This is a genomic window from Streptomyces sp. NPDC017202 (assembly GCF_044331705.1).
GTDB lineage: Bacteria > Actinomycetota > Actinomycetes > Streptomycetales > Streptomycetaceae > Streptomyces.
The window spans coordinates 111,836-135,870 of record NZ_JBIRNP010000013.1 but is presented as its reverse complement, the minus strand read 5'-3'; the positions used below and the strand labels follow the sequence as shown (position 1 = coordinate 135,870).

19 protein-coding genes are annotated in these 24,035 nt (G+C 73.3%); 6 read left to right on the top strand and 13 right to left on the bottom strand.

The genetic code is table 11. The features are described 5' to 3' along the window. Nucleotides 1-46 precede the first annotated feature (46 nt). The 11 genes from ACH4N1_RS24220 to ACH4N1_RS24170 all read right to left on the bottom strand — a co-directional run bounded on the left by ACH4N1_RS24220 (nt 47) and on the right by ACH4N1_RS24170 (nt 13,552). Complete coding sequence (locus ACH4N1_RS24220; RefSeq protein WP_398100011.1) at nt 47-1,396, bottom strand: hypothetical protein; 1,350 nt, start codon at nt 1,394-1,396, stop codon at nt 47-49. A 167-nt stretch (nt 1,397-1,563) separates the two neighbouring features. Beyond that, nucleotides 1,564-3,168 (bottom strand): citramalate synthase, encoded by a 1,605-nt coding sequence (cimA, locus tag ACH4N1_RS24215; RefSeq protein ID WP_382785946.1) that lies wholly within the window; start codon nt 3,166-3,168, stop codon nt 1,564-1,566. A 305-nt stretch (nt 3,169-3,473) separates the two neighbouring features. Next, entirely contained in the window at nt 3,474-4,085 is a 612-nt protein-coding gene (locus ACH4N1_RS24210) for a TetR/AcrR family transcriptional regulator (protein WP_398100009.1), read from the bottom strand. A 19-nt stretch (nt 4,086-4,104) separates the two neighbouring features. Next, entirely contained in the window at nt 4,105-5,142 is a 1,038-nt protein-coding gene (locus ACH4N1_RS24205; RefSeq protein WP_398100007.1) for an agmatine/peptidylarginine deiminase, read from the bottom strand. Nucleotides 5,143-5,153: 11 nt separating this feature from the next. Further along, nucleotides 5,154-6,863, bottom strand: a complete 1,710-nt coding sequence (locus ACH4N1_RS24200; protein ID WP_398100005.1) for an urease subunit alpha — start codon at nt 6,861-6,863, stop codon at nt 5,154-5,156. Next, nucleotides 6,860-7,564 (bottom strand): urease subunit gamma, encoded by a 705-nt coding sequence (ureA, locus tag ACH4N1_RS24195; protein ID WP_398100003.1) that lies wholly within the window; start codon nt 7,562-7,564, stop codon nt 6,860-6,862. Before ureA ends, ACH4N1_RS24200 begins: the two co-directional genes overlap by 4 nt. A 186-nt stretch (nt 7,565-7,750) precedes the next feature. Next, nucleotides 7,751-8,839 carry a branched-chain amino acid aminotransferase gene (locus ACH4N1_RS24190; protein ID WP_398100001.1) on the bottom strand — a complete coding sequence of 363 codons (1,089 nt, stop codon included), beginning with the start codon at nt 8,837-8,839 and terminating at the stop codon, nt 7,751-7,753. 245 nt (nt 8,840-9,084) lie between these two features. After that, entirely contained in the window at nt 9,085-10,128 is a 1,044-nt protein-coding gene (locus ACH4N1_RS24185; protein ID WP_398099999.1) for a 3-isopropylmalate dehydrogenase, read from the bottom strand. A 214-nt stretch (nt 10,129-10,342) separates the two neighbouring features. After that, nucleotides 10,343-10,474 (bottom strand): hypothetical protein, encoded by a 132-nt coding sequence (locus tag ACH4N1_RS24180; RefSeq protein WP_356562089.1) that lies wholly within the window; start codon nt 10,472-10,474, stop codon nt 10,343-10,345. 323 nt (nt 10,475-10,797) lie between these two features. Continuing rightward, a complete protein-coding gene (pruA, locus tag ACH4N1_RS24175) occupies nt 10,798-12,429 on the bottom strand; it encodes an L-glutamate gamma-semialdehyde dehydrogenase (protein ID WP_398099997.1) in 1,632 nt (543 codons plus the stop codon). A gap of 196 nt (nt 12,430-12,625) precedes the next feature. Next, nucleotides 12,626-13,552 (bottom strand): proline dehydrogenase family protein, encoded by a 927-nt coding sequence (locus ACH4N1_RS24170; protein WP_398099996.1) that lies wholly within the window; start codon nt 13,550-13,552, stop codon nt 12,626-12,628. Between the two features lie 143 nt (nt 13,553-13,695). Here ACH4N1_RS24170 and ACH4N1_RS24165 point away from each other — a divergent pair, with 143 nt between their 5' ends. The 5 genes from ACH4N1_RS24165 to ACH4N1_RS24145 all read left to right on the top strand — a co-directional run bounded on the left by ACH4N1_RS24165 (nt 13,696) and on the right by ACH4N1_RS24145 (nt 19,938). Next, nucleotides 13,696-14,901 carry a PucR family transcriptional regulator gene (locus ACH4N1_RS24165; protein WP_398099995.1) on the top strand — a complete coding sequence of 402 codons (1,206 nt, stop codon included), beginning with the start codon at nt 13,696-13,698 and terminating at the stop codon, nt 14,899-14,901. A gap of 121 nt (nt 14,902-15,022) precedes the next feature. Next, nucleotides 15,023-16,516 (top strand): ABC transporter substrate-binding protein, encoded by a 1,494-nt coding sequence (locus tag ACH4N1_RS24160; protein WP_398100082.1) that lies wholly within the window; start codon nt 15,023-15,025, stop codon nt 16,514-16,516. Further along, the gene (locus ACH4N1_RS24155) at nt 16,513-18,255 is read left to right on the top strand and encodes an ABC transporter permease subunit (RefSeq protein ID WP_398099993.1); all 1,743 of its coding nucleotides are present in this window, start codon (nt 16,513-16,515) and stop codon (nt 18,253-18,255) included. The genes ACH4N1_RS24160 and ACH4N1_RS24155 overlap by 4 nt, the downstream gene beginning before the upstream one ends. Next, nucleotides 18,245-19,252 (top strand): ABC transporter ATP-binding protein, encoded by a 1,008-nt coding sequence (locus ACH4N1_RS24150; protein WP_398099991.1) that lies wholly within the window; start codon nt 18,245-18,247, stop codon nt 19,250-19,252. Before ACH4N1_RS24155 ends, ACH4N1_RS24150 begins: the two co-directional genes overlap by 11 nt. Beyond that, nucleotides 19,249-19,938 (top strand): ATP-binding cassette domain-containing protein, encoded by a 690-nt coding sequence (locus ACH4N1_RS24145; RefSeq protein WP_398099989.1) that lies wholly within the window; start codon nt 19,249-19,251, stop codon nt 19,936-19,938. The genes ACH4N1_RS24150 and ACH4N1_RS24145 overlap by 4 nt, the downstream gene beginning before the upstream one ends. On the opposite strand, the gene ACH4N1_RS24140 is transcribed toward ACH4N1_RS24145, so the two are convergent. Continuing rightward, nucleotides 19,913-20,497 (bottom strand): TetR/AcrR family transcriptional regulator, encoded by a 585-nt coding sequence (locus ACH4N1_RS24140; RefSeq protein WP_398099988.1) that lies wholly within the window; start codon nt 20,495-20,497, stop codon nt 19,913-19,915. The genes ACH4N1_RS24145 and ACH4N1_RS24140 overlap by 26 nt on opposite strands. 97 nt (nt 20,498-20,594) lie before the next feature. On the opposite strand from ACH4N1_RS24140, the gene ACH4N1_RS24135 reads away from it, so the two are divergent. Further along, complete coding sequence (locus ACH4N1_RS24135) at nt 20,595-22,142, top strand: MFS transporter (protein ID WP_398099986.1); 1,548 nt, start codon at nt 20,595-20,597, stop codon at nt 22,140-22,142. A gap of 70 nt (nt 22,143-22,212) precedes the next feature. On the opposite strand, the gene serA is transcribed toward ACH4N1_RS24135, so the two are convergent. Next, on the bottom strand, nt 22,213-23,802 hold the full coding sequence (gene serA, locus ACH4N1_RS24130) for a phosphoglycerate dehydrogenase (RefSeq protein ID WP_363091867.1): 1,590 nt from the start codon (nt 23,800-23,802) through the stop codon (nt 22,213-22,215). Between the last annotated feature and the right edge of the window lie 233 nt (nt 23,803-24,035).

Here is a 24,035-nt window from a genome sequence, read left to right as displayed (position 1 = left end):
CGGTGGGCAGGCGGCCGGCCGGACAGCGGCGACGTAGGTGTCGGCGTCAGAAACCTCCGCCGAAGTCCCCGCCGCCCCCGAAGTCCCCTCCCCCGCCGCCGCCGAAGTCACCGAAGCTGCCGGGGTCGAAGTCCGCTCCGGACACGTCGCCGCCCTCGTAGCCGCCGCCGAAGTCGCCGTAGCCGCTGCCGTAGTCGGAGGCGTAGGAGGGGGTGGCCATCAGGCCGCCGAGCATCGTGCCGACGAGCAGGCCGGGCAGCAGGCCGCCGCCGAAGTAGCCGCCCGCCCAGGGGCCGTAGGCCGGGCCCGCCTCCCAGTAGGGGCGGCGGCCGTAGTCGGTGTCGACCTCGCGGACCACGGGGTCGCGGCCGTCCTCGAGGCGGGTGCGGTCCGCCGCGCAGACCGGGACCCGGCGGGCGGCCCCGCCGGGCGGGGTCCAGGCGGCGTCGGCGACGGAGGGGCCGTGGCGCGGGTCGAAGAAGCACGGCGGGCGGCGCTCGGGCAGCGGTTCGCCGGCCCGGCGGGCGGCGAGCCGGGCCAGGGCGAAGCGGCCGTCCTCCAGGATCTCGGTGACGGGGCGCACGTCCTCCGGTCTCGTCGCGTCCGCCATGGACGACTTGGCCTTCTCGTAGGCGTCGAGCGCGTGCTCGTAGTCGCCGCGCATCGCGTCGTCGGCGCCGGGCTCGGCCGGGTGGAAGTCGAGTCGGTCGAGTTCCTCGCCGAAGGCGGTGATGTCCTCGTCGACGACGACCCGGAGCCGTTCCAGGGCGACCTGCTGCTCCTGCGCGTGCCGCCGGCGGTTGCGCCGTACGAGGGTGTACGCACCGGCGCCGCCGACCGCGACCACCACGCCCGCGGTGACCAGGCCGGCCGTCGACACTCCGCCGCCGTCCGGGGAGCCCCAGCCCGTGGGGGCGGAGCCGCCCATGTTGGCGAGGGCCCGGTCGGTGAAGTCGTTCAGCTGGGCCGTGGTGTCGCTCTCGCCCTGGACACTGGTGACGAGGTTGCGCACGGCGGCCGTCGGCAGGACCGAGGAGTCGGCGCGGGCGTCGAAGCGGTCGCCGAGGCGGATCGCGTAGAGGCCGGTGACGCCGGTGGCGGTGCGCAGGTCGGTGAAGAGGTTCTCGGTCGGGTAGCCGGCGGGGAGGACGGCGACGAAGACGGGTTTGCCGGCGTCCTCGATCTTCTTCTGGAGGGCGTGGGCGTCCGCCTGGGAGAGCTGGGCGGACGCCGCCGGGTCGACGTAGACGGGGCTCTCGCGCAGGGCCGCGGCGATCGTCGACACACTGGTGTCGGCCGCGGCGGGCGGGGCGCCGGCCGACAGCAGGGTCAGGGCGGCGAGCGCCAGCGCGAGGAGCAGTCCGGCGAGACCTCGGGTCGAAAGTGCGACCTTCATACTTCGAAGCTACCTCGTACGACGACAAAGCAGGGCAACCGGAGCGGGAGCCGGACCTCGCGACAGGCCGTCGCCGGCCTCCGCCGACGGCGCCCGGGCCCGGATACGGAGCTGCACGGGCGCCGCCCACCAGAAGTGGACCCCGCGGTGATCCCGGTGGCCCCGCCCTACTCGGCCGGGGCCACCCCGGCCCGCAGCAGTCCGTAGGTGTAGGCGTCCTCCAGGGCCTGCCAGGAGGCGGCGATCACGTTCTCCGCGACGCCCACCGTGGACCACTCGCCGCTGCCGTCGGTGGTGGAGATCAGGACGCGGGTCGTGGACTGGGTGCCGTGCACGCCCTCCAGGATGCGGACCTTGTAGTCCACCAGGTCCAGCTTGGCGAGCTGGGGGTAGATCTTCTCCAGGGCCACGCGCAGGGCACGGTCGAGGGCGTTCACCGGGCCGTTGCCCTCCGCGGTGGCGACGATGCGCTCGCCCTTGGCCCACAGCTTGACGGTGGCCTCGTTGGCGTGGGTGCCGTCGGGGCGGTCCTCGACGATGGCCCGCCAGGACTCGACGTCGAAGTACTTCAGCGGCCGGCCCTCGACCTCGGCGCGCAGCAGCAGCTCGAAGCTGGCGTCGGCCGCCTCGTACGTGTAGCCCTTCAGCTCGCGTTCCTTGACCCGGTCGACGACGCGGCCGACCAGCTCGCGGTCGCCGCCCAGGTCGATGCCGAGCTCCTTGCCCTTCAGCTCGACCGAGGCACGGCCGGCCATGTCGGAGACGAGCATCCGCATGGTGTTGCCGACCAGCTCGGGGTCGATGTGCTGGTACAGGTCCGGGTCGACCTTGATGGCGGAGGCGTGCAGGCCGGCCTTGTGGGCGAAGGCGGAGACCCCCACGTACGGCTGGTGGGTGGAGGGCGTGAGGTTGACGACCTCCGCGATGGCGTGCGAGATGCGGGTCATCTCGCGCAGCCGGCCCTCGGGGAGGACCTTCTTGCCGTACTTCAGTTCCAGCGCGGCGACGACCGGGAACAGGTTGGCGTTGCCGACGCGCTCGCCGTAGCCGTTGGCCGTGCACTGCACGTGGGTGGCGCCCGCGTCGACGGCGGCGAGGGTGTTGGCGACCGCGCAGCCGGTGTCGTCCTGGGCGTGGATGCCGAGGCGGGCGCCGGTGTCGGCGAGGACGGTGGAGACGACGGCCTGGATCTGGGCGGGGAGCATGCCGCCGTTGGTGTCGCAGAGGACGACGACGTCCGCGCCGGCCTCCGCCGCCGCCCGGACGACGGCCTTGGCGTACTCGGGGTTCGCGCGGTAGCCGTCGAAGAAGTGCTCGCAGTCGACGAAGACGCGGCGGCCCTGTTCCTTGAGGAAGGACACCGTGTCGCCGACCATCGCCAGGTTCTCGTCGAGCGTGGTGCGCAGGGCCAGTTCCACGTGCCGGTCGTGCGACTTGGCCACCAGCGTGATCACGTCGGCGCCCGCGTCGAGGAGCGCCCTGACCTGGGGGTCCTCGGAGGCCTTGGCGCCGGCCCGGCGGGTGGCGCCGAAGGCGACGAGCTGGGCGTGCCGGAAGTCGATCTCCTGCCGCGCCCGGGCGAAGAACTCGGTGTCGCGCGGGTTGGCGCCGGGCCAGCCGCCCTCGATGAAGCCGACGCCGAACTCGTCCAGGTGCCGTGCGATCGCGAGCTTGTCGGCGACCGTGAGGTTGATGCCCTCGCGCTGGGCGCCGTCGCGCAGGGTGGTGTCGAAGACGTGGAACGAGTCGTCGAGCTCGCTGGTTTCCGTCATGGTCTCAAGGCTCCTGTTTTGGATCTCGGTCTACCGGAATGACCGGCTCCACCATCCCCCCATGGTCCCGCGCGCCCGCCTCCCGGCTGAAGGTGGGCCAGGAAAACGAAAAACCCCTCGCGGGTGCGAGAGGTCTGCGCGCGGGTCGAGGACGACGATGGCCGCCCGTACCTGGTCGTACGTGGCGGTCACTGCGGACCGGCGCGCCTGCTGCCAATAATCGTGGCGAACGAGAGCACGGGGGGAGTCTGACACAGGGCAGCCCTCCCCTCACCGACCGTCTCAGGATGCGAGCAGGACGTCCATCACGATGCGAGCAGGGCGTCCGTCACGAACTCCGTCACATGCCCGATGACCTGCTCGCGGTCGGCGCCGCGCAGCCCGATCGCCACGTGGATGGAGAAACCGTCGAGCAGCGCCCGCAGCCGGGTGGCGAACCGGTCGGGGTCGACGGGGCGGAACTCGCCGCGGGAGACGCCCTCCGCCAGCAGTGCCACCAGGTCGCGGTGCCAGGCACCCTCGATGGCCGCCTGCCGGTCGCGGGCGGCGGCGTCGGCGGCGGCGGTCTGCGAGCGGTTCCAGACCTCCAGCCACAGCGTCCAGTGCGGGTCGCGGTGGCCGTCGGGGACGTACAGGTCGACGTAGGCGTCGAGCCGCTCGCGGGCCGTGGCCCGGCCGGTCAGCAGCCGGCCGCGCTCGGCGCCGAGGCGGCCCTCGCTCCACTCCAGGGCCTGCAGGAGCAGTTCGTCCTTGGAGCGGAAGTAGTAGAGGAGGTGCCCGCTGCTCATCCCCACCTCGCGTCCGAGCGCCGCCATGGTGAGCTTCTCCAGACCGCGCTCGGCGATCATCGCCATGGCGGCGGCGAGGACGTCCTCGCGGGGCGGGGCGTGCCTGCGCTCACGTGCCGCACCGGGCATCGGGACTCCCCCGTGTCTCTCAGATCTTCGGCTGCTGTTGCGTGACGCAGTGGATGCCACCGCCACCGGAGAAGATCGTACGGGCGTCGACCAGTGTCACCGTCCGGTCCGGGAACAGCCGGCGGAAGACGCCGGCCGCGATCTCGTCGCGCGGGTCGTCGAAGCCGCACAGGACGACCCCGCCGTTGCAGAGGTAGTGGTTGATGTAGGAGTAGTCGGCCCAGTGGCCGTCTGCCTCCAGGACGGTGGGCGCCGGGACCTCGACGACCTCCAGCCGGCGCCCGCGGGCGTCGGTCTGCGCCCGCAGCAGGCCGACGACCTCCTTCGTCACCTCGTGGTCCGGGTGCGCGGGGTCCGGCTGGCTGTGGGCGACGACCACGCCGGGACGGGCGAACGCGGCGACGATGTCGACGTGGCCGAGGGTGCCGAAGCCGTGCGGGGGGTAGTCGCCGGTGAGGCCGCGCGGCAGCCAGATCGCCTTGCGGGTGCCGAGCTGGGCGTGGATCTCCGCCTCGACCTGTGCGCGGGTCCAGTGCGGGTTGCGCTCGGGGCCGAGCTGGACGGTCTCCGTCAGCAGCACCGTCCCCTCGCCGTCGACGTGGATCGCCCCGCCCTCGTTGACCAGGCCGGAGGCGTACGTCTTCGCTCCGGCGAGGTCCGAGACGTACGCGGCGATCTTCTCGTCGTGCTCCCAGCGGGCCCAGTGCTGGGCGCCCCACCCGTTGAACGTCCAGTCCACGGCCGCCAGTTCGCGCCCGTTCGTGAGGAACGTGGGGCCGATGTCGCGCATCCAGGCATCGTCGAGTTCGCGCTCGACGGTGTCGATGCCCGGCCCGAGCACGGCGCGCGCGTCTGCCGACCGCCCCGGTCCGCACACCACCGTCACCGGTTCGAAGCGGCGGACCGCCCGGGCGACCGACGCCCAGGCGGCACGGGAGGCGGCGAGGTCCTCGGGGTCGTCGAAGGTGGGGTTGGGGCCGGGCCAGGCCATCCAGGTGCGCTCGTGCGGGGCCCATTCGGCGGGCATCCGGAAGCCGTCGTCGGCGGCCTTGCTCATCGGGGAGGTCCTCACAGGAAGTAGAGGCGGTTGAGGGAGACGGAGTCGGCCGGTCCGGAGCGCAGCGGTTCTCCGTCGAGGGTGACCAGGCCGGTGCGCCGGTCGACGTCCACCGCTCCGGTACGGGAGTTGAGCCGCAGGTCGGCGGGGCCGATGCCACGGGTGCCGCGGACGGCGACCCGGCGCCGTCGGGTCGGCATCCGGTCGTTGCCCCGGTCCAGCGCGGCCCGCGCGACGAAGGCCACCGAGAGGTCGGCGGGCGTGGCGCCGTACGCGCCGAACTGCGGTCCCAGGACGAGGGGTTCGCAGGTGTCGGTGGCCGCATTGGGGTCACCGACCACGCCGTACGCCGGGAAGCCGGCCTTGAGGACGAGCTGCGGCTTGGCCCCGAAGTACTCGGGGCGCCACAGCACGATGTCGGCGAGCTTGCCGGTCTCGAGGGAGCCGACCTCGTGGGACAGCCCGTGCGCGATGGCGGGGTTGATGGTCAGTTTGGCGATGTAGCGCAGGACGCGTTCGTTGTCGTGCTCGGCCGGGGCGCCGAACTCGGCCTTCATCTTCCCGGCCGTCGCGAACGTACGGCGGACGGTCTCGCCCGCCCGGCCCATGCCCTGCGCGTCGGAGGAGGTGATGCCGATCGCGCCCAGGTCGTGCAGGACGTCCTCGGCGCCCATGGTTCCGGCGCGGATGCGGTCACGGGCCATGGCGGCGTCGCCGGGCAGGTCGGTCTTCAGGTCGTGGACCGAGACGATCATGCCGTAGTGCTCGGCGACCGCGTCCCGGCCGAACGGCAGGGTGGGGTTGGTGGAGGAGCCGATGACGTTCGGGACTCCCGCCATCTTCAGCACGTTCGGCACGTGTCCGCCGCCGCAGCCCTCGATGTGGAAGGCGTGGATCGTACGGCCCTCCAGCACGCGCAGGGTGTCCTCGACGGACAGGCACTCGTTCAACCCGTCGCTGTGCAGGGCGACCTGTACGTCGTGCTCCTCGGCGACCCGCAACGCCGTGTCGAGCGCCCGGGTGTGGGCGCCCATGTCCTCGTGGACCTTGAAGCCGGACGCGCCGCCCTCGGCGAGCGCCTCGACGAGCGGGTCCGGTGAGGAGGAGGAACCCCGCCCCAGGAAGCCGATGTTGACCGGCCAGGCGTCGAAGGCGCTGAACGCGTGCCGCAGCGCCCAGGGCGAGTTGACGCCGACGCCCCACACCGGCCCGAACTCCTGCCCGATGACCGTGGTCACGCCGGAGGCCAGCGAGGCCTCCATGATCCGCGGCGACAGCAGGTGGACGTGCGTGTCGACGGCACCGGCGGTGGCGATCAGTCCCTCGCCGGACACGATCGACGTGCCCGTGCCGACGACCACGTCGACCCCGTCGAGGGTGTCGGGGTTCCCGGCCCGCCCGATCGCATGGATCCGGCCCTCGCGGATGCCGATGGACACCTTGCGGACGCCCTGCACTGCGTCGATCACGACGACGTTGCTGACGACGACGTCGCAGGTCTCGCGCACAGCGGCGGCCTTCAGGTGCAGTCCGTCGCGGGCGGTCTTGCCGAACCCGGCGAGGAACTCGTCGCCGGGGCGCTGGGAGTCGGACTCGACGCGGATCACCAGCCCGGAGTCGCCGAGCCGGAGACGGTCGCCCGCGCGCGGGCCGTGCGTGGCGGCGTACTCGTACGGGGTGAGGCGGCGGTCCTCGGCGGGGTGTCCTCCGGGGCGGCTCATCGTCCGTCCTCCTCGTCCGTCGTTCCCGGTACGCCGAGATAGCCGCAGGCGGCGGCCCTGCGCAGGGCTTCTTCCCGGGCCCCCGGCGCGTCCAGCGGCCCGTCGACCAGCCCGGCGAAGCCGATCGCGATCCGGTCGCCGCCGAGGGGGACCAGGCCGACCTCGGCGTGCTCGCCCGGTCCGAGGCGCACGGAGGAGCCGGCGGGGACGGCGAGCCGCATGCCGTAGGCGGCCGAGCGGTCGAAGCGCAGGCGCGGGTTGGCCTCGAAGAAGTGGAAGTGCGAGGTGACGGAGACGGGCACGCCCGCCGTGTTGGTGACCGTCAGCCGGAGCGCCGCCTCGGGTTCGGCGTACCCGGGCCCCGGCAGCAGCGCGCCGGGTGCCCCGGCCCCGAGACCGCCCCCGATCGGGTCGGAGACCACCGCGAGCCGGGAACCGTCGTCGAAGACGGCCTCGACGTGCACCTCCGTGACGACGTCGGCGACGCCCGGCAGGACGTCGTCGGGGCCGAGGACCGCGCGGGCGCGCTCGATCGCCTCGGCGAGCCGGGCGCCGTCGCGGGCGGCCTCGCAGACGGCGTCCGCGATCAGCGCGGTGGCCTCCGGCACGTTCAGCCGCAGGCCGCGGGCGCGGCGGGCACGGGCCAGCTCGGCGGCACCGAACAGCAGCAGCCGGTCGCGTTCCGTCGGGGTCAGTCTCACGCCGGGACACCTCCTCGCATCCTCCGACTTAGAGCGTCACTCTAACCGATGCGGTCATGCTCTACATCCCCCCTTGACCCTAAGGCGCACATCGCATTGAGCGACGCTCAAACAAGGGTGCGGGGACATGCGAAAGGGCCGCCCCGGACTCGTGTCCGGGGCGGCCCTGGCGGGGACGGGGGCGGGTCAGCCGATCGTGTGCATCCAGCCGTGCCGGTCCTCGGTCTTCCCGCGCTGGATGTCGAGAAGCGCCTCGCGCAGCTTCACGGTGACCGGGCCGGGCTCGCCGCCGGAGTGCTGCCACTCGGCGCCGGCGCGCTTGACGGTGCCCACGGGGGTGATGACCGCGGCCGTGCCGCAGGCGAAGACCTCCGTCAGGGCGCCGTTCGCGGCGTCGCCCTGCCACTGCTCGAGGGAGACGCGGCGCTCCTCGGACTCGAACCCGAGGTCGCGGGCGACCTGGAGGAGGGAGTCGCGGGTGACGCCCTCCAGGATGGAGCCGGTGAGGGTCGGCGTGACGATCTTGTCGCCGTACACGAAGTACAGGTTCATGCCGCCGAGCTCCTCGACCCAGCGGTGCTCGACCGCGTCGAGGTAGCAGACCTGGTCGCAGCCCTTGGCGGCGGCCTCGGCCTGGGCGAGCAGGGAGGCGGCGTAGTTGCCGCCGGTCTTGGCGTCGCCCATGCCACCGGGGACGGCGCGGACGCGGTCCTCGGAGACCCAGATGGAGACCGGCTTCACCCCGCCGGCGAAGTAGGCGCCGGCCGGTGAGGCGATGACGAGGAACAGGTACTCGTTCGCGGGCTTCACCCCCAGGCCGACCTCGGTCGCGATCATGAAGGGGCGCAGGTAGAGGGACTCCTCGCCGCCGTGCGCGGGCACCCAGGCCTCGTCCTGGGCGATCAGCGCGTCGCAGGCCTCGACGAACGTCTCGACCGGCAGCTCGGGCATGGCGAGGCGGCGGGCGGAGCGCTGGAAGCGCTTGGCGTTCTGGTCCGGGCGGAAGGTGGCCACGGAGCCGTCGGGGCGGCGGTAGGCCTTGAGGCCCTCGAAGATCTCCTGGGCGTAGTGCAGGACGTTCGTCGCCGGGTCGAGCGGGATCGGCGCGTACGGGACGAGCTGGCCGTCGTGCCAGCCGCGGCCCTCGGTCCACTTGATCGTCACCATGTGGTCGGTGAAGTGGCGGCCGAACCCGGGGTTCGCCAGGATCGCCTCGCGCTCGGCGTCGGAGAGCGGACTGGCGGAGGGCTTGAGCTCGATCGTGGGCGTCGTCATGAGTGGTTGTCCTTCACCGGTGTTGTAGTGACGGGCCGCTTTCGTTCCTGTACGCCCAGTACTGGGACGTCCGAGCATTCCCTCATTCCGCGGCTCCGCGTTCGATTATCGCGCGAGGCGGGCGGTGGAGGAAACGGGTGAAACGCGGCCCGGGGTCGATGGTGGCACCCGGCGGGGGACATGCGGAAGCCGCCGGGTGCGGATGCGACCCGGCGGCTTCGAATGGTTTCGAGGTGGCGCGGGCGTCAGCCGGCTACTCGTACGGCGAGCGCGTCACCGATCTCGGTGGTGCCGCGGGCCGGCCTGCCGGTGCGTTCCGCCAGGTCGGCGGAGACGGCGTCCTCGATGCGGGCGGCCTCGGACTCGTAGCCGAGGTGGCGCAGCAGGAGGGCGACGGACAGGACCGTGGCGGTGGGGTCGGCCTTGCCCTGGCCCGCGATGTCCGGGGCCGAGCCGTGCACGGGCTCGAACATGGACGGGAAGTCGCCGGCGGGGTTGATGTTGCCGCTCGCGGCGACGCCGATGCCGCCGGAGACGGCCGCGGCGAGGTCGGTGATGATGTCGCCGAAGAGGTTGTCGGTGACGATCACGTCGAAGCGGGCGGGGTCCGTGACCAGGTAGATCGTCGCGGCGTCCACGTGGATGTAGTCCGTGGTGACCTCGGGGAACTCCGCGGCGACCTGGTGGAAGATGTTCGTCCACAGGTGGCCGGCGAAGGTCAGCACGTTGTTCTTGTGGACCAGCGTGAGCTTCTTGCGGGGGCGGGCCTGGGCGCGGGCGAAGGCGTCCCGCACCACGCGCTCGACACCGAAGGCCGTGTTCACGGAGACCTCGGTGGCGACCTCGTGCTCGGTGCCCTTGCGGATGGTGCCGCCGTTGCCGGTGTAGGGGCCCTCGGTGCCTTCGCGGACGACCACGAAGTCGATCGCGGGCTCACCCTTGAGGGGGGTCTCCACACCGGGCAGCAGCTTGCTCGGCCGCAGGTTGACGTGGTGGTCGAAGGCGAAGCGGAGCTTGAGCAGGAAGCCGCGCTCCAGGACGCCGGACGGCACCGACGGGTCGCCGATCGCGCCGAGGAGGATCGCGTCGTGCTTCTTCAGCGCGTCGAGGTCGGCGTCGGTGAGGGTCTCACCGGTGGCGTGGTAGCGCCGGGCGCCGAAGTCGAATTCCTTGGTCTCCAGCTTCACATCCTGCGGAAGGACGGCGGAGAGGACCTTGAGACCCTCGGCCACGACCTCCTGGCCGATGCCGTCACCGGGGATCACTGCGAGATTGATGCTGCGAGACATGTGAGCACCCTACTCGGCGTCCCATGGAATGACATGGAGCGTCCGCGATACGGACAGGGGCGGGGCTGGGTCCGGGCCGCGGCGCGGGGTCCGAAGTCCCGTTCGGGGTCCCGCGCCGCAGCCCGTGCGGGTGCGGCTCCCGGACTTCCGGGTAACCCGGCCTGCGGCCGGCCGACGATCGGCGCCTCCTCCGCCAATGGCGGGTGAGGGCCGGTCAGTGGCCGGTCTCGCCGCCGTTGTCACGGCGGTCGAGGGCGCGCTGGAGTGCCGCGGCGGCGTTCTTGCGGTCGGACTCGCTCGTGCGGGAGCTGTGGCGGACTCGGCGGCGGACGGTCGTCTCGGCCATGGGAAATCGACTCCTTCGAGAACCAGGGAGTACGGAAAAGGGATGCGAGACGCCGGGTTGGCGGGGAGCGGGGCCGCAGGGGTTGCCTGCGCAGGGCCCGGCCCTCGACCGCCATTCGCTTGATCGAGCGAGACGTTCGGCTCCTACAAAGCTAAGGGAGCGGCGCGCGACTGTCTCCACAATTACTCGGACTTCCTACTATCTGAGACGGCGTCCCGGTCGCACCGCCCCGGCCTGCGCGTCCGTCAGGGAACCCCGGTCACCCGGACATGCCGACGGGCCAGGTCGAAAGGACCTGGCCCGTCGGGGTGGGGCGGGGGACGTCAGCCCATGTGCGGGTACGTGTAGTCGGTCGGCGGGACCAGCGTCTCCTTGATGGCGCGGGTCAGGGTCCAGCGCATCAGGTTCTGCGGGGCGCCGGCCTTGTCGTCGGTGCCGGAGGCGCGGCCGCCGCCGAAGGGCTGCTGGCCGACGACGGCGCCGGTCGACTTGTCGTTGATGTAGAAGTTGCCGGCCGCGTAGCGCAGCTTCTCCATCGTGTACGCCGCCGCCGCGCGGTCGTTCGCGATGACCGACCCGGTGAGGGCGTAGTCGGACACCGACTCCATCTGGGTGAGCATCTCGTCGTAGCGGTCGTCCTCGTAGACGTGGACGGCGAGGAACGGGCCGAAGTACTCGGTCGTGAAGACCTCGTTCTCCGGGTCGGTGCACTCGACGACGGTCGGGCGCACGAAGTAGCCGACCGAGTCGTCGTAGCTGCCGCCCGCGACGATCGTGCAGGCCGGGTCGGCCTCGGCGCGGTCGATCGCGGCCTTGTTCTTGGCGAAGGCCCGCTCGTCGATGACCGCGCCCATGAAGTGCGACAGGTCGGTCACGTCACCCATGGTGAGGGAGTCGACCTCGGCGGCGAACTCCTCCTTGAAGCCCGAGTTCCACAGGGACGCCGGGATGTAGGCGCGCGAGGTCGCGGAGCACTTCTGGCCCTGGTACTCGAAGGCACCGCGGGTGAGGGCGGTCTTCAGCACGGCCGGGTCGGCGCTCGGGTGGGCGACGACGAAGTCCTTGCCGCCGGTCTCGCCGACCAGGCGCGGGTAGGAGCGGTACTTCTCGATGTTGGCGCCGACCGTCTTCCACAGGTACTGGAAGGTCTTCGTCGAGCCGGTGAAGTGGATGCCGGCCAGGTCCCGGTGTTCCAGGGCGACCTCGGACACCGCGATGCCGTCGCCGGTGACGAGGTTGATGACGCCCTTGGGCAGCCCGGCCTCCTCCAGGAGCCGCATCAGCAGCACCGCGGCGTGGGTCTGCGTCGGGGACGGCTTCCAGACCACCACGTTGCCCATCAGCGCGGGCGCGGTGGGCAGGTTGCCCGCGATCGCCGTGAAGTTGAACGGCGTGATCGCGTAGACGAAGCCCTCGAGCGGACGGTGGTCCAGCCGGTTCCAGACGCCCGGGGAGTTCGCAGGGGGCTGCTCGGCGAGGATCTGGCGGGCGTAGGCGACGTTGAAGCGCCAGAAGTCGACCAGTTCGCAGGGGGTGTCGATCTCGGCCTGCTGGGCGGTCTTCGACTGGCCGAGCATGGTGGAGGCCGCGAGGGTCTCGCGCCAGGGGCCGGCCAGCAGTTCGGCGGCGCGCAGGATGATCGCGGCGCGGTCGTCGAAGGACATCGCGCGCCAGGCGGGCGCGGCGGCGAGGGCCGCGTCGATGGCGTCCTGGGCGTCCTGCCGGGTGGCGTTGGCGTAGGTGCCCAGGCGCGCCTTGTGGTTGTGCGGCTGCACGACGTCGAAGCGCTCGCCGCCGCCCATCCGCTTCTCGCCGCCGATGGTCATCGGCAGGTCGATCGGATTGTCGGCCAGTTCCTTGAGCCTGGCCTCCAGCCGGGCACGCTCGGGCGAGCCGGGGGCGTAGCCGTGCACCGGCTCGTTGACGGGGGTGGGGACCTGGGTCACAGCGTCCATGGGATCCGTAACTCCTTGTACGTGAGCGGGTGTTGCGGGGAGGCGGGCGGGAGGGGGATCGCCTCAGCCCTTGCTGACCGTCGAGCGGGGGGAGAACCGCGGGTTCGCGGGCTTCTCCACGAGGCGACGCATGCCGTGTCTCCCCGGGGGAAGCCCCCCGGGCCCCCGGCCGAAGCCGCGGCACGGCCCCGTCGCGTCAGCCATGACTGATCATGCTCCGCAGGAAGAACCGCAGGTTCGCGGGCTTCTCGGCGAGGCGGCGCATGAAGTAGCCGTACCAGTCGGTGCCGTAGGCGGTGTAGACGCGCATGCGGTGGCCCTCCGCGGCCAGACGCAGGTGCTCCTCGCCGCGGATGCCGTAGAGCATCTGGAACTCGTACTCGTCGAGCTTGCGCCCGGCCTTGCGCGCGAGTTCCTGGCCGATGGAGATCAGGCGGGGGTCGTGCGAGCCGATCATCGGGTAGCCCGCGCCGTCCATCAGGGTCTTCAGGACGCGGACGTACGCCTTGTCGATCTCGTGCTTGTTCTGGTACGCGACCTCGGCGGGCTCCTTGTAGGCGCCCTTCACGAGCCGGACGCGGCTGCCGCTCTCCGCGAGGCGGCGGGCGTCGGCCTCGGTGCGGAAGAGGTAGGCCTGGATGACGCAGCCGGTCTGCGGGAAGTCCTTCCGCAGCTCCTCGTGGATGGCGAACATCGAGTCGAGGGTGGTGTGGTCCTCGGCGTCCAGGGTGACGGTCGTGCCGATGGCGGCGGCGGCCTCGACGACCGGGCGGACGTTGGCGAGGGCCAGCTCGTGGCCGCCTTCCAGCGCCTGGCCGAACATGGAGAGCTTGACGGACATCTCGACCTTCTCGCCGAGGTCGAGGTCCTTGAGGCGGTCCACCAGTTCCAGGTAGGCGTCGCGGGCGGCGGCGGCCTGTCCGGGGGTGGTGATGTCCTCGCCGACGACGTCCATCGTCAGTTCCAGGCCCCTGGCGGTCAGCTCCTCGACGATCGGGACGATGTCGTCCACCGTCTCACCGGGGATGAAGCGGTCCACGACCTGCTTCGTCACCGGGGCCGCCGAGATCAGGCGTCGCATCCGGTCGCTGCGCGACGCGGCGAGAATCACGGGACCCAGCACGGGGCACCTCCACATACCAACCCATACGAGGCCGCTTCCCGACGATTCGGGAACGGCACGGAGAACCACCGTGAAACCTAAGGATCCCTCCGATCGTCGGCCATCGACAGCTGTCACGCATCCGTGCCGCGGATCTCAGACAGATGTATGAAGCGATCGCGGGGGTGCGGGAGAATGACCGGGTGACGGCGGATTTCAAGGGCGAGTACCAGGAGCTGGTCGACGAGATCTCGGAGCTGCTCGGCGCCCCGGCGACCCTGGAGAACCGCGACTTCGAGCTGATCGCCTTCGGCGCCTACGACAGCGAGGACGAGCTGGACGCCGCCGCCCTGGACCCGGTGCGCACCCGTTCGATCCTCACCCGGCGTTCCACCCCGGCGGTCCGGTCCTGGTTCGAGGGTTTCGGCATCACCCGCGCCACGGCCCCGGTCCGCATCCCGCCGACCCCGGAGGCCGGCGTCCACCGGGGCCGCGTCTGCCTCCCGGTGCGCCACCGGGGGGTGGTCCTCGGCTACGTCTGGCTGCTGGACGGCGACCCGGGACCCTCGGACGACCAACTGGCGGGCGCGATGGAGGTGACGGGACGGATCGGCGCACTGCTGGCCGACGAGGCCCAGCACGGCGCCGACCTCACCCGCGAGCTGCGGGCGGTCCTGGCCGCCGACCGGGGCTGGCAGCGGGACATGGCGGTGGCGGAGCTGCGCACCGCGCTCGGCGCCCGCGCGGACGGCCCGCACGCGCTGGTGTGCGTGGCGCCCTGGCCCTCGGCCGACCCCGACGACGCGCCGTCCCTGCGCACGCTGCCCGGCGCGGAGGCCCTGTGCACGGTGCCGTGGGGGGTGAGCGGCCAGTGCCTGGCGGTGCTGGTCCGGCTGCGCTCGGCGGAGGCCCCGGCCCCGGCGACCACGGTGGCGGGGCGCCTGCTGGAGCGGGCCGGCGGGGCGGCCGCCGGGGTCGCGGCGGGGCGGGCGGGCCTCGCGGAGCTGGGGGCGGCCTGGCGGGAGGCGTCGGCGGCGGCCCGGGCGGCGCTGGCGGAGCCGCGTCTCGGGCCGACCGCCGCGTGGGCGTCGATCGGGCCCTACCGGCTGCTGACGTCGCTGCCGCCCGGCTCCGCCCACGACCCCGCCGTACGGGCCCTGTCGACCCCGGCTCATCGTGAACTGGCGCGCACCGCCGAGGTGTACCTGGACTGCGCGGGGCAGGCGGGGCGCACGGCGGCCGAGTTGGGGATCCACCGGCAGACGTTGTACTACCGGCTGTCGCGGGTGGAGCAGCTGACGGGGCTGGACCTGGACGACGGCGAGGACCGACTGCTGCTGCACATGGCCCTCAAGGCGCGGCGGCTCTGAGCCCGCCGCCCGCCGGCGGTCGGCGGTCGCGCGACCACGATCGGACCATTGTTGAAAATGATTGTCATCGTGCTACGGTCGGCGCACCCTTGAACGTTTGACGACCTCTCCGGAGTGCTCCGTGCGCCTGCCCGCCCGCCGTCTGCTGCCCGTACCGGCCCTCGCGGCCGCCTCCGCGCTGCTCGGCGGCTGTTTCGCCGGGGACGGGACCGCGGCCGGCGGCGCGGACGGCGGGCGGGTGCGGCTCGCGATGATGCAGCCGCCGCGCTCGGGCCTGTCCCCGCTGTCCGACGACGCCTTCAAGCTCTCGCGCTGGTCGACCGCCGAGACCCTGGTGAAGCTGGACGCGGCCGGCGACGCCCGCCCCGCGCTCGCCACCTCCTGGCGGCAGGACGGCCGGACCTGGAGCTTCGAGATACGCACCGGCGTCACCTTCCACGACGGCACGAAGCTGGACGCCGAGGCCGTCGTGCGCTCGCTCACCCGGGCCGCCGACGCCTCCCCCAAGCCCCGCATCCTGGACGGCGTCGAGCTGACCGCGCGGGCCGCCGACGCCGACACCGTCACCGTCACGACCGCCACCGTCGACCCGCTGGTCCCGCAGCGGCTCAGCTCGCCGCAACTGGCGGTCCTCGCCGCGAAGGCGTACGCGGGCAAGGCGGTGAACCCGGTCGGCGCCGGCACCGGCCCGTTCGAGCTGACGAAGGTCGAGGGCACCTCCTCCGCCACCCTCGACCGCTACGACGCCTACTGGGGCGGCAGGGCGAAGGCCCCCGGCATCGACGTGCGGTTCGTGCCCGACGGCACCGCGCGTGCCGCCGCCCTGCGCAGCGGCGAGGCCGACATCGTGGAGGCGGTCCCCGTCTCCCAGGCCGCGCTGCTCGACGAGGACCTCGTCACCGAGGTGCCCATGCCGCGCACCAACACCCTCTACCTCAACACCCGCAAGGGCCCCTTCACGGACCCCGCGCTGCGGGCCGCCGCCCGTGCCGCGATCGACGCCGAGTCGATCGTGAAGGGCGTCTACGAGGGCCGCGCCGACGTGGCCGAGGGACTGCTCGGCCCGGCGCTGCCCTGGGCGGCGAAGCTGCGCGCACCGGTCACCCGCGCGAAGGCCGGGGACCCGGCGGGCCGGACCGTCACCATCGGCACCTTCACCGACCGCGCCGAACTCCCCGAGGTCGCCGCCGCGCTGCAACAGCAGCTCCAGAAGGCCGGGTTCACGGTGAAGCTGGACGTGCGCGAGTACGCCAACATCGAGTCCGACGCGCTGGCGGGCGAGTTCGACGCCTTCGTCCTGTCCCGCGCGACCGTGCTGGACTCCGGCGACCCGGCCGCCTACCTCTACAGCGACTTCGCCTCCGACGGCTCCTTCAACATCGCCCAGCTCGACGACCCCGCGGTGGACGCCCTGCTGAGGAAGGCCGGCGGGACGCCCACGGGTGACGCCCGCCGCAGGGCGGTCGTCGCCGCCGAGGCCGCCGTCCTCGCGACCGACGCCGCCGTGCCGATGCTGCACGAGCGGGTGATCCAGGGTGACGCGGCCGGGGTCGTCGGCGCCGCCCACGACCCGCGCGAGCGGGAACTGGTCACGGCCGCCACCCACGTCAAGTGAGGCTCCGGCTCCCCCGGCCGCGCGCCGCCGGGCCGACCCGGTCCGTGTCCCTCCTCGCGGTCGTCGCCGCCGTCGGCCTGCTGCCCTGGCTCTCCGGCCGCGACCCCGCCCTGTCCGTGCTGCGGGCCCGCTCCGCCGAGCAGGAGCCCACCCGGGAGGCCCTGGACGCCGTACGCCGTGACCTCGGTCTGGACGACGGGCCGCTGTCCCTGCTGGGCGGCTGGGCCGCCGGCCTGGTCCGCGGCGACCTCGGGACCTCCTGGGTGTCCGGCGCCGAGGTGGGCCCCTCCGTGCTGGCCGGTTTCCAGGTGTCGCTGGCCCTGATGGGCGCGGCGCTCGGAGTGGCGGTGCTGCTCGGCGCCACGCTCGTCGCGCCGGTGCTGGTGCGCGGGCGGGCGTCGGCCGGCGCGGGCGCCGCCATGCTGGCCGCCGTACCGGAGTTCCTGCCGGCCACCGTCGGGCTGCTGGTGTGCGGGGTGTGGCTGGGGTGGCTGCCGACGTCCGGCTGGGAGGGCCCCTCGTCCATGGTGCTGCCCGCCGTCTCGCTCGGCGTCCCGGCGGGCGGCCTGCTCGGCCGTCTCGTCGCGGACGCGCTGCCGGCCGTCCTGGCGGAACGGTGGGTGGACCTGTGGCGGGGCGCCGGGGTGAGCCGCGCGCGGATCTCGGCCGCCGCCGTGCGCCGGGTACTGCCGCCGCTGATCCCGCAGTTCGGGATGGCCGCCGTCGGCCTGACCGGCGGGGCGGTGGCGGTGGAGACGGTGTTCGCGGTCCCCGGCATCGGCCGTACGGCGCTGGGGGCGGCCAAGTCCCAGGACCTGCCGCTGCTCCAGGGCGCGGTCCTGTCCCTGCTGCTCCTCGGCCTGGCCACCGGCGCGCTGTCGGCTCTGGTACGGCGGCGGCTCCTCGGGCCCGCCCTGCGGGACGCCGCACTGGCGCTGCCGCCGCCCCTGCCGGTCCGCGTCCGCCCGGCGGTCCCGCTGGTCCTGGCGGCGCTGCTCGCCACGGTCGTCGGGTGGGGCCTGCTGCGCGACCCGTACGCGGTGGACACGGCGGTCCGGCTGGCCCCGCCGTCCTGGGCGCATCCGCTCGGCACCGACGGACTCGGCCGTGACGTGCTGGCCCGCCTCGGGCACGGAGCGGCGTCGACGGTCGGCACGGCGGCGGCGGTCTGTCTGCTCAGCCTGCTCCTCTCCCTCGCGCTGGGCTTCCTGCCCGGGGTCGCGGCCGGCGCGGCGGACATCGCCAACGCGCTGCCCCCGGTGATCGCCGGCATCCTGGTCGCGGCCGTCTCGGGCCCCGGCACCGGCGGGGCGGCCCTCGCGGTCGCCCTGATCTCCTGGCCGCCGCTGGCCGCGCACGCGGCGGCGCTGGTCCAGGAGGTGCGGGCGTCGGGGTTCCTCACCGCCCAGCGGGCCATCGGCGCGCCCCCGTCGTGGATCCTCACCCGCCACGTCCTGCCCGCGGTCGCCGCGCCCGTCGCCCGGCACGCCCTCCTCCGCCTGCCCGGCATCGCCCTCGCCCTGGCCTCCCTGGGCTTCCTCGGCCTCGGCGCCCGGCCCCCGGCCCCCGAGTGGGGCCTCCTCCTGGACGAGTCCCGCGCCTATGTGGAACGCGCCCCGTGGGCCGCCCTGTCCCCGGCGGTCGCCCTGGCCCTGTTGGCGGGGCTGGCGGTCTCGGGGGCGGCGTACGCCCGGGGCGTCACCCGGACCACCGGAAGGAGAAGGGGCCTTGAGGCCTGACAGGTCGACCGGGCGGCCGGGGCCGCCCAGCACCCTGCTCTCGGTCCGCGACCTGCGGATCTCCTTCGGCGGCATCGCGGCCGTGCGCGGGCTCTCCTTCGACGTCCGGCCCCGTGAGGTCCTGGCGCTGGTCGGCGAGTCGGGTGCGGGCAAGTCCCTCACGGCGCGGGCCCTGCTCGGGATGCTCCCGCGCGGCGCGGCGACGGCCGGGGAGATCCGGCTGGACGGCTCCACGGACCTCGCCGCCGCCCGGGGCCGCCGTATCGCGCTCGTGCCGCAGGACGCCCTGTCCGCCCTCTCCCCCGTGCACCCCGTCGGCGACCAACTCGCGGCCGTCGTGAGGTCGTTGCACCGCGTCTCCCGCTCCGAGGCCCGCGCCCGCGCGGTCGCCGCACTGGACCGGGTGGGCATCCCGGACGCCGCCCGCCGGGCGCGGGCGTATCCGCACGAGTACTCGGGCGGGATGCGCCAGCGGGCGGTGATCGCGATGGCGATGCTGGGCGCGCCCGGCCTGGTGGTCGCCGACGAGCCGACCACCGCCCTGGACGCCGGGCGCCGGGCCCAGGTGCTGCGGGTGCTCGCCGAACAGCGGGAGGCGGCCGGCGCCGCGCTGCTCCTGGTCACCCACGACCTGGACGTCGTGCGCGAGCACGCGGACCGGGTCCTGGTGATGTACGCGGGCCGGACGAGCGAACTCGGTCCGGCGAAGGCCGTGTGGAACCGCCCACGCGCCCCCTACACCGCGGGACTCCTCGCCTCGCTCCCCCAGGACGGCCCCCGCCGCCGCCGGCTGCCCGCCCTCCCCGGCACGCCTCCGGCGCCGGGCGCCCTGCCGCCCGGCTGCGCCTTCGCGCCGCGCTGCCCGCTGGCGGCGGACCTCTGCCGCACCGAGGAACCCGAGCCGCGCGGCACGGACGGACGCCTGGCCGCCTGCCACCGGGCCGACGAGGTCCCGGCCGACCCGGCCACGCTGTTCCAGGAGGGACGACCGGCATGACCCACCTGCTCGACGTGCGCGGCCTCGTGGTCCGCTACGGCGCCGTCACGGCCGTGGACGGCGTCTCCTTCACCCTGGAGGCGGGCGAGACCCTCGCCCTCGACGGCCCGTCCGGCTGCGGCAAGTCGACCACGGCCCTGGCCGTCCTCCAGCTGCGCCGCCCGGACGCGGGCGAGGTCCGTTTCGAGGGGCGGGAGCTGACGGCGCTCAGCGAACGCGAACTGCGTCCCCTGCGTCCCCGCATGCAGCCGGTCTTCCAGGATCCCTACGGCTCCCTCGATCCGCGCCGGCGCGTCCGCGACGCGGTGGCGGAACCCCTGAAGGTCCAGGGCCGCTGGACCGACGCCGACGGCCCCGCCCGCGTGGCCGCGCTCCTCGACCGCGTCGGCCTGGACCCGGCGTACGGCGGGCGCCGCCCCCACGAACTCTCCGGCGGGCAGTGCCAGCGCGCCGGCATCGCCCGCGCCCTCGCCTCCGAGCCCCGGCTGCTGGTCCTGGACGAACCGGTGTCCGCCCTGGATCCGTCGGTCCGCGCCGGGGTCCTGAACCTCCTGGCCGACCTCCGGGACGACCTCGGCCTCGGCTACCTGTTCATCTGCCACGACCGGGCCGTCGTACGGCACTTCGCGGACCGGGTGCTGGAGATGCGCGACGGACGGGTCAGCCCTTCGCCGCCGCCGCGATGATCCGACGCAGCCCGTCGGTGAGCTGGTCCGCCTCGGGCGCGCTCTTCGGGTCGAAGGTCCACTGCGCGATGAGACCGGTCATCAGGGTCACGTAGAACAGGCCGACGGTGTCCGCGGTCTCGTCGGACACGTCCTCCTCGCGGCCGCCCATGAGCAGCGGGACGAGGCCCCGTCCGGCCTCCCGCTGGGCCCGCGCCAGATGGTCGCGCACCTCGGGCAGCTGGTCGCCCATGACGAGGATCTCCATGCTGAGCCGCCACAGCGAACCGGGCTCGCGCATGGTGTCGATGATGTTCGCCCACACGGAGCGGAAGCGTTCCGGCGAGCCGGGCTCCCCGGCCGGTCCCGCCCCGCCGCCTCCCGCGAAGGCGTCGCCCATCCCCTCGACCAGCGCCACGTAGGCCTGCGCCAGGAGCGCGTCCTTCGAACCGTAGTGGTAGCCGATCGAGGCCAGGTTGGTCCCCGACTCCTTGACGACGTCCCGCGCGGTGGTGCGCGCGAACCCCTTCCGGAGCAGGCAGCGCTTGGCGCCCTCGAGCAGATCCTCACGGTGTCCCATGCGGGCAGCCTACTCCGCCGCCCATACAGATGTCCTACACGTTTGTTTTATACAAACGTTCTAGACGTACGTTTAATACGGCCGTACAGTCGCCGGCATGACGAACTCGACGAGCACCTCCCCGGGCGTCCGTGCCGGGCGCCGCGAATGGACCGCCCTCGGCGTGCTGATGCTTCCGCTGCTCCTGGTCTCGATGGACGTCTCCGTCCTCTACTTCGCCGTCCCGGCGATCAGCGCCGACCTGGAGCCGACCGGCACCCAGCAGCTGTGGATCTTCGACATCTACGCCTTCGTCCTGGCGGGCCTGCTCATGACGATGGGCTCGCTCGGCGACCGCGTCGGCCACCGGCGGCTGCTGCTGGCCGGAGCCGTGGCCTTCGGCACCGCCTCGCTCGTGGCGGCGTACGCGAACAGCGCGGAGACCCTGATCGCGGCGCGCGCGGTCCTCGGCGTCGGGGGCGCGACCCTGATGCCCTCGACGATGGCCATGCTCCGCACGATGTTCACCGACCCCGGCCAGCGCGCGAAGGCGATCGGTCTGTGGTCCGGCGTGATGACGGCCGGGATCGCGCTCGGTTCGGTGATGAGCGGGGTGCTCGTCGAGCACTTCTGGTGGGGCTCGGTCTTCCTGGTCAACCTGCCCGCCATGGCACTGCTGCTGGTCCTCGGCCCGCTCCTGCTCCCCGAGTCCGGGAACCCCGCCGCCGGCCGCTTCGACCTGCCGAGCGTCCCGCTGTCCATGGCCGCCGTACTGCCCGTGGTCTACGGCCTGAAGGAGATCCCCTCCGAGGGCTGGAACGTCCGCTACGTCGTCCCGGTCACCGTCGGCCTGCTCTTCGCGGCGCTCTTCGTCCACCGCCAGCGCACCTGCGCGTCACCGATGATCTCCCCGGACCTGTTCCGCGGCCGGGGCTTCGGCCCCGCGGTCGCCCTGAACCTCGTCTCGGCGTTCGGCGTCATGGGCTCGGCGTACTTCACCACGCAGTACCTGCAGTCCGTGCTCGGCAAGAGCGCCCTGGAGGCGGCCCTGTGGGCGCTGCTGCCCTCGGTGCCGATCGGTGCGGCGGCACCGGTGGCCACCGGGCTGGTGCGCAAGGGCGTCGACCGCGCCCACGTCGTGACCGCCGGCTTCGTGATCGCCGCGTCCGGCTTCGGCCTGCTGGCCCTCGCCGGTACGGACGCGATGTGGCTGGTGCTGACCTCCTGCGCGGTGCTCGCGGTCGGGAGCGTGGTAGTGATGTCCCAGATCATGGACCTCGCGATGGGCACCGCCCCGGTGGAACGGGCCGGCGCCGCGTCCTCCCTGATGGAGACCGGCTCGGAGTTCGGCGGCGCGCTCGGCATGGCGGTCCTCGGCTCCGTCGGTACCGCGATCTACCGCCACGGGATCCCGGCCGCGGCCCCTGATCCGGCGCGCGAGACCCTGGGCGGCGCGCTGGCGGTGGCCGACCGGGTGCCGGGCCTCGCCACGGCCGCCCGGGAGGCGTTCACCAGCGGGATGCAGGGGGCGGCGGTCACCGGGGCCGTGGTGCTGACGGGTGCCGCGGTGCTGGCCGCGGTCACGCTGCGGCGGGCCGAGGTGCGCGGGCGGACACGCGAAACCCCGGCCCGGCCGAGCGCGCTCGGCCGGTCCGGGGAAGCCTGAGGACGAGGGCCCGGTCCGGGCCCCCGGGGCAGGGGTCCGGGGAGAGTGGCCCCGGACCCCTGCACGCACGTCAGACCAGGTTCACCGCACGCGCGGACGTCGCGCCGATCTCCGCGGCGACCTCGCCCAGCACCCCGGCGGGCACGGCGTCGTCCACGGTGAGCACGGCCAGCGCCTCGCCGCCGACGGCCGCGCGGGCGACCTGCATGCCGGCGATGTTGATGCCCGCCTCGCCGAGGATGCGCCCGACGGTGCCGACGACACCCGGACGGTCCTCGTAGCGCAGCACCGCCATGTGGTCGGCGAGCGCGAGGTCCACGTCGTACTCACCGACCGCGACGATCTTCTGCAGGTGCTTGGGGCCGGCCAGCGTGCCGGACACCGACACCTCCTCGCCGTTGCCGAGCGTGCCGCGCACGGTGACGACGTTGCGGTGGTCGGCCGACTCCGAGCTGGTCGTCAGCCGCACCTCGACGCCGCGCTCCTGGGCGAACAGCGGGGCGTTGACGTACGACACGGTCTCGTCGACGACGTCCTCGAAGACGCCCTTGAGGGCGGACAGCTCCAGCACCTTCACGTCGTGCTGGGTGATCTCGCCGTAGACCTCGACGTCCAGGCGGACGGCGACCTCACCGGCGAGGGCGGTGAAGATGCGGCCGAGACGCTCCGCGAGGGGCAGGCCCGGCTTGACGTCCTCGGCGATGACGCCGCCCTGGACGTTCACCGCGTCCGGGACCAGCTCGCCGGCGAGGGCGAGACGAACCGAGCGGGCGACGGCGATGCCGGCCTTCTCCTGCGCCTCGTCGGTGGAGGCGCCGAGGTGCGGGGTGGCGACGACCTGGTCGAACTCGAACAGCGGGGAGTCCGTGCAGGGCTCCTTCGCGTACACGTCGAGGCCGGCTCCGGCGACCCGGCCCTCCTTCAGCGCCGAGTACAGCGCCTCCTCGTCGACGATGCCGCCCCGGGCCGCGTTGACGATGCGCACGCTCGGCTTGACCTTGCGCAGCGCCTCGTCGCCGATCAGGCCGACCGTCTCGGGGGTCTTGGGCAGGTGGACGGTGATGAAGTCGGAGACCTCGAGCAGCTCGTCCAGCGACAGGACCTTGACGCCCATCTGCGCGGCGCGCGCGGGCTGCACGTAGGGGTCGTAGGCGACGACCTTCATGCCGAAGCCGGACATGCGCTGGGCGACGAGCGCGCCGATGCGGCCGAGGCCCACGACGCCGAGGGTCTTCTCGGCCAGCTCCACGCCGGTGTACTTGCTCCGCTTCCACTCGCCGTTCTTCAGCGCGGCGTTGGCCTGCGGGATGTGGCGGGCGGTGGCGAGCAGGAGACCGCAGGCCAGCTCGGCGGCGGTCACGATGTTGGAGGTGGGGGCGTTGACGACCATCACGCCGGCCTTGGTGGCGGCGGAGACGTCCACGTTGTCCAGGCCGACGCCGGCTCGTGCGACGACCCTCAGCTTGCCGGCCGCGGCGATCGCCTCGGCGTCCACCTTGGTGGCGGAGCGGATCAGGATGGCGTCGACGTCGGCGATGGCCGGGAGCAGTTCGGCTCGGTCCGCTCCGTTGCAGTGCCGGATCTCGAAGTCCGGGCCGAGCGCGTCCACGGTCGCGGGCGACAGCTCTTCAGCGATGAGTACGACAGGTTTCGAGCTCACGTGAGTCCTCACAAGTCATGGAGGCACCTCCCATGCCCTCCAGGCTATGGGGGCGCGTGCGGACGGCCGTCCCGACGGCCGCAGGCGGAGGAGGGGCTAGCCGCGTGGAAGACGCACGACGCTGTGGGCCTGACGCGTATTAGTGCAGCAGTGTAGTGCCGCGACGAGGAGCGTCTTGCGCCTCTGCGGAAGGATCACCCGTCCGTGGCTGGACGGGTTGGACAACACCATGG

Excerpts from the sequence above, each read along its gene's own strand:
- ACH4N1_RS24220 (WP_398100011.1), bottom strand. The coding sequence starts at position 1,396 with ATGAAGGTCGCACTTTCGACCCGAGGTCTCGCCGGACTGCTCCTCGCG.
- cimA (WP_382785946.1), bottom strand. The coding sequence starts at position 3,168 with ATGACGGAAACCAGCGAGCTCGACGACTCGTTCCACGTCTTCGACACC.
- ACH4N1_RS24210 (WP_398100009.1), bottom strand. The coding sequence starts at position 4,085 with ATGCCCGGTGCGGCACGTGAGCGCAGGCACGCCCCGCCCCGCGAGGAC.
- ACH4N1_RS24205 (WP_398100007.1), bottom strand. The coding sequence starts at position 5,142 with ATGAGCAAGGCCGCCGACGACGGCTTCCGGATGCCCGCCGAATGGGCC.
- ACH4N1_RS24200 (WP_398100005.1), bottom strand. The coding sequence starts at position 6,863 with ATGAGCCGCCCCGGAGGACACCCCGCCGAGGACCGCCGCCTCACCCCG.
- ACH4N1_RS24190 (WP_398100001.1), bottom strand. The coding sequence starts at position 8,839 with ATGACGACGCCCACGATCGAGCTCAAGCCCTCCGCCAGTCCGCTCTCC.
- ACH4N1_RS24185 (WP_398099999.1), bottom strand. The coding sequence starts at position 10,128 with ATGTCTCGCAGCATCAATCTCGCAGTGATCCCCGGTGACGGCATCGGC.
- ACH4N1_RS24180 (WP_356562089.1), bottom strand. The coding sequence starts at position 10,474 with ATGGCCGAGACGACCGTCCGCCGCCGAGTCCGCCACAGCTCCCGCACG.
- pruA (WP_398099997.1), bottom strand. The coding sequence starts at position 12,429 with ATGGACGCTGTGACCCAGGTCCCCACCCCCGTCAACGAGCCGGTGCAC.
- ACH4N1_RS24165 (WP_398099995.1), top strand. The coding sequence starts at position 13,696 with ATGTATGAAGCGATCGCGGGGGTGCGGGAGAATGACCGGGTGACGGCG.
- ACH4N1_RS24145 (WP_398099989.1), top strand. The coding sequence starts at position 19,249 with ATGACCCACCTGCTCGACGTGCGCGGCCTCGTGGTCCGCTACGGCGCC.
- ACH4N1_RS24140 (WP_398099988.1), bottom strand. The coding sequence starts at position 20,497 with ATGGGACACCGTGAGGATCTGCTCGAGGGCGCCAAGCGCTGCCTGCTC.
- ACH4N1_RS24135 (WP_398099986.1), top strand. The coding sequence starts at position 20,595 with ATGACGAACTCGACGAGCACCTCCCCGGGCGTCCGTGCCGGGCGCCGC.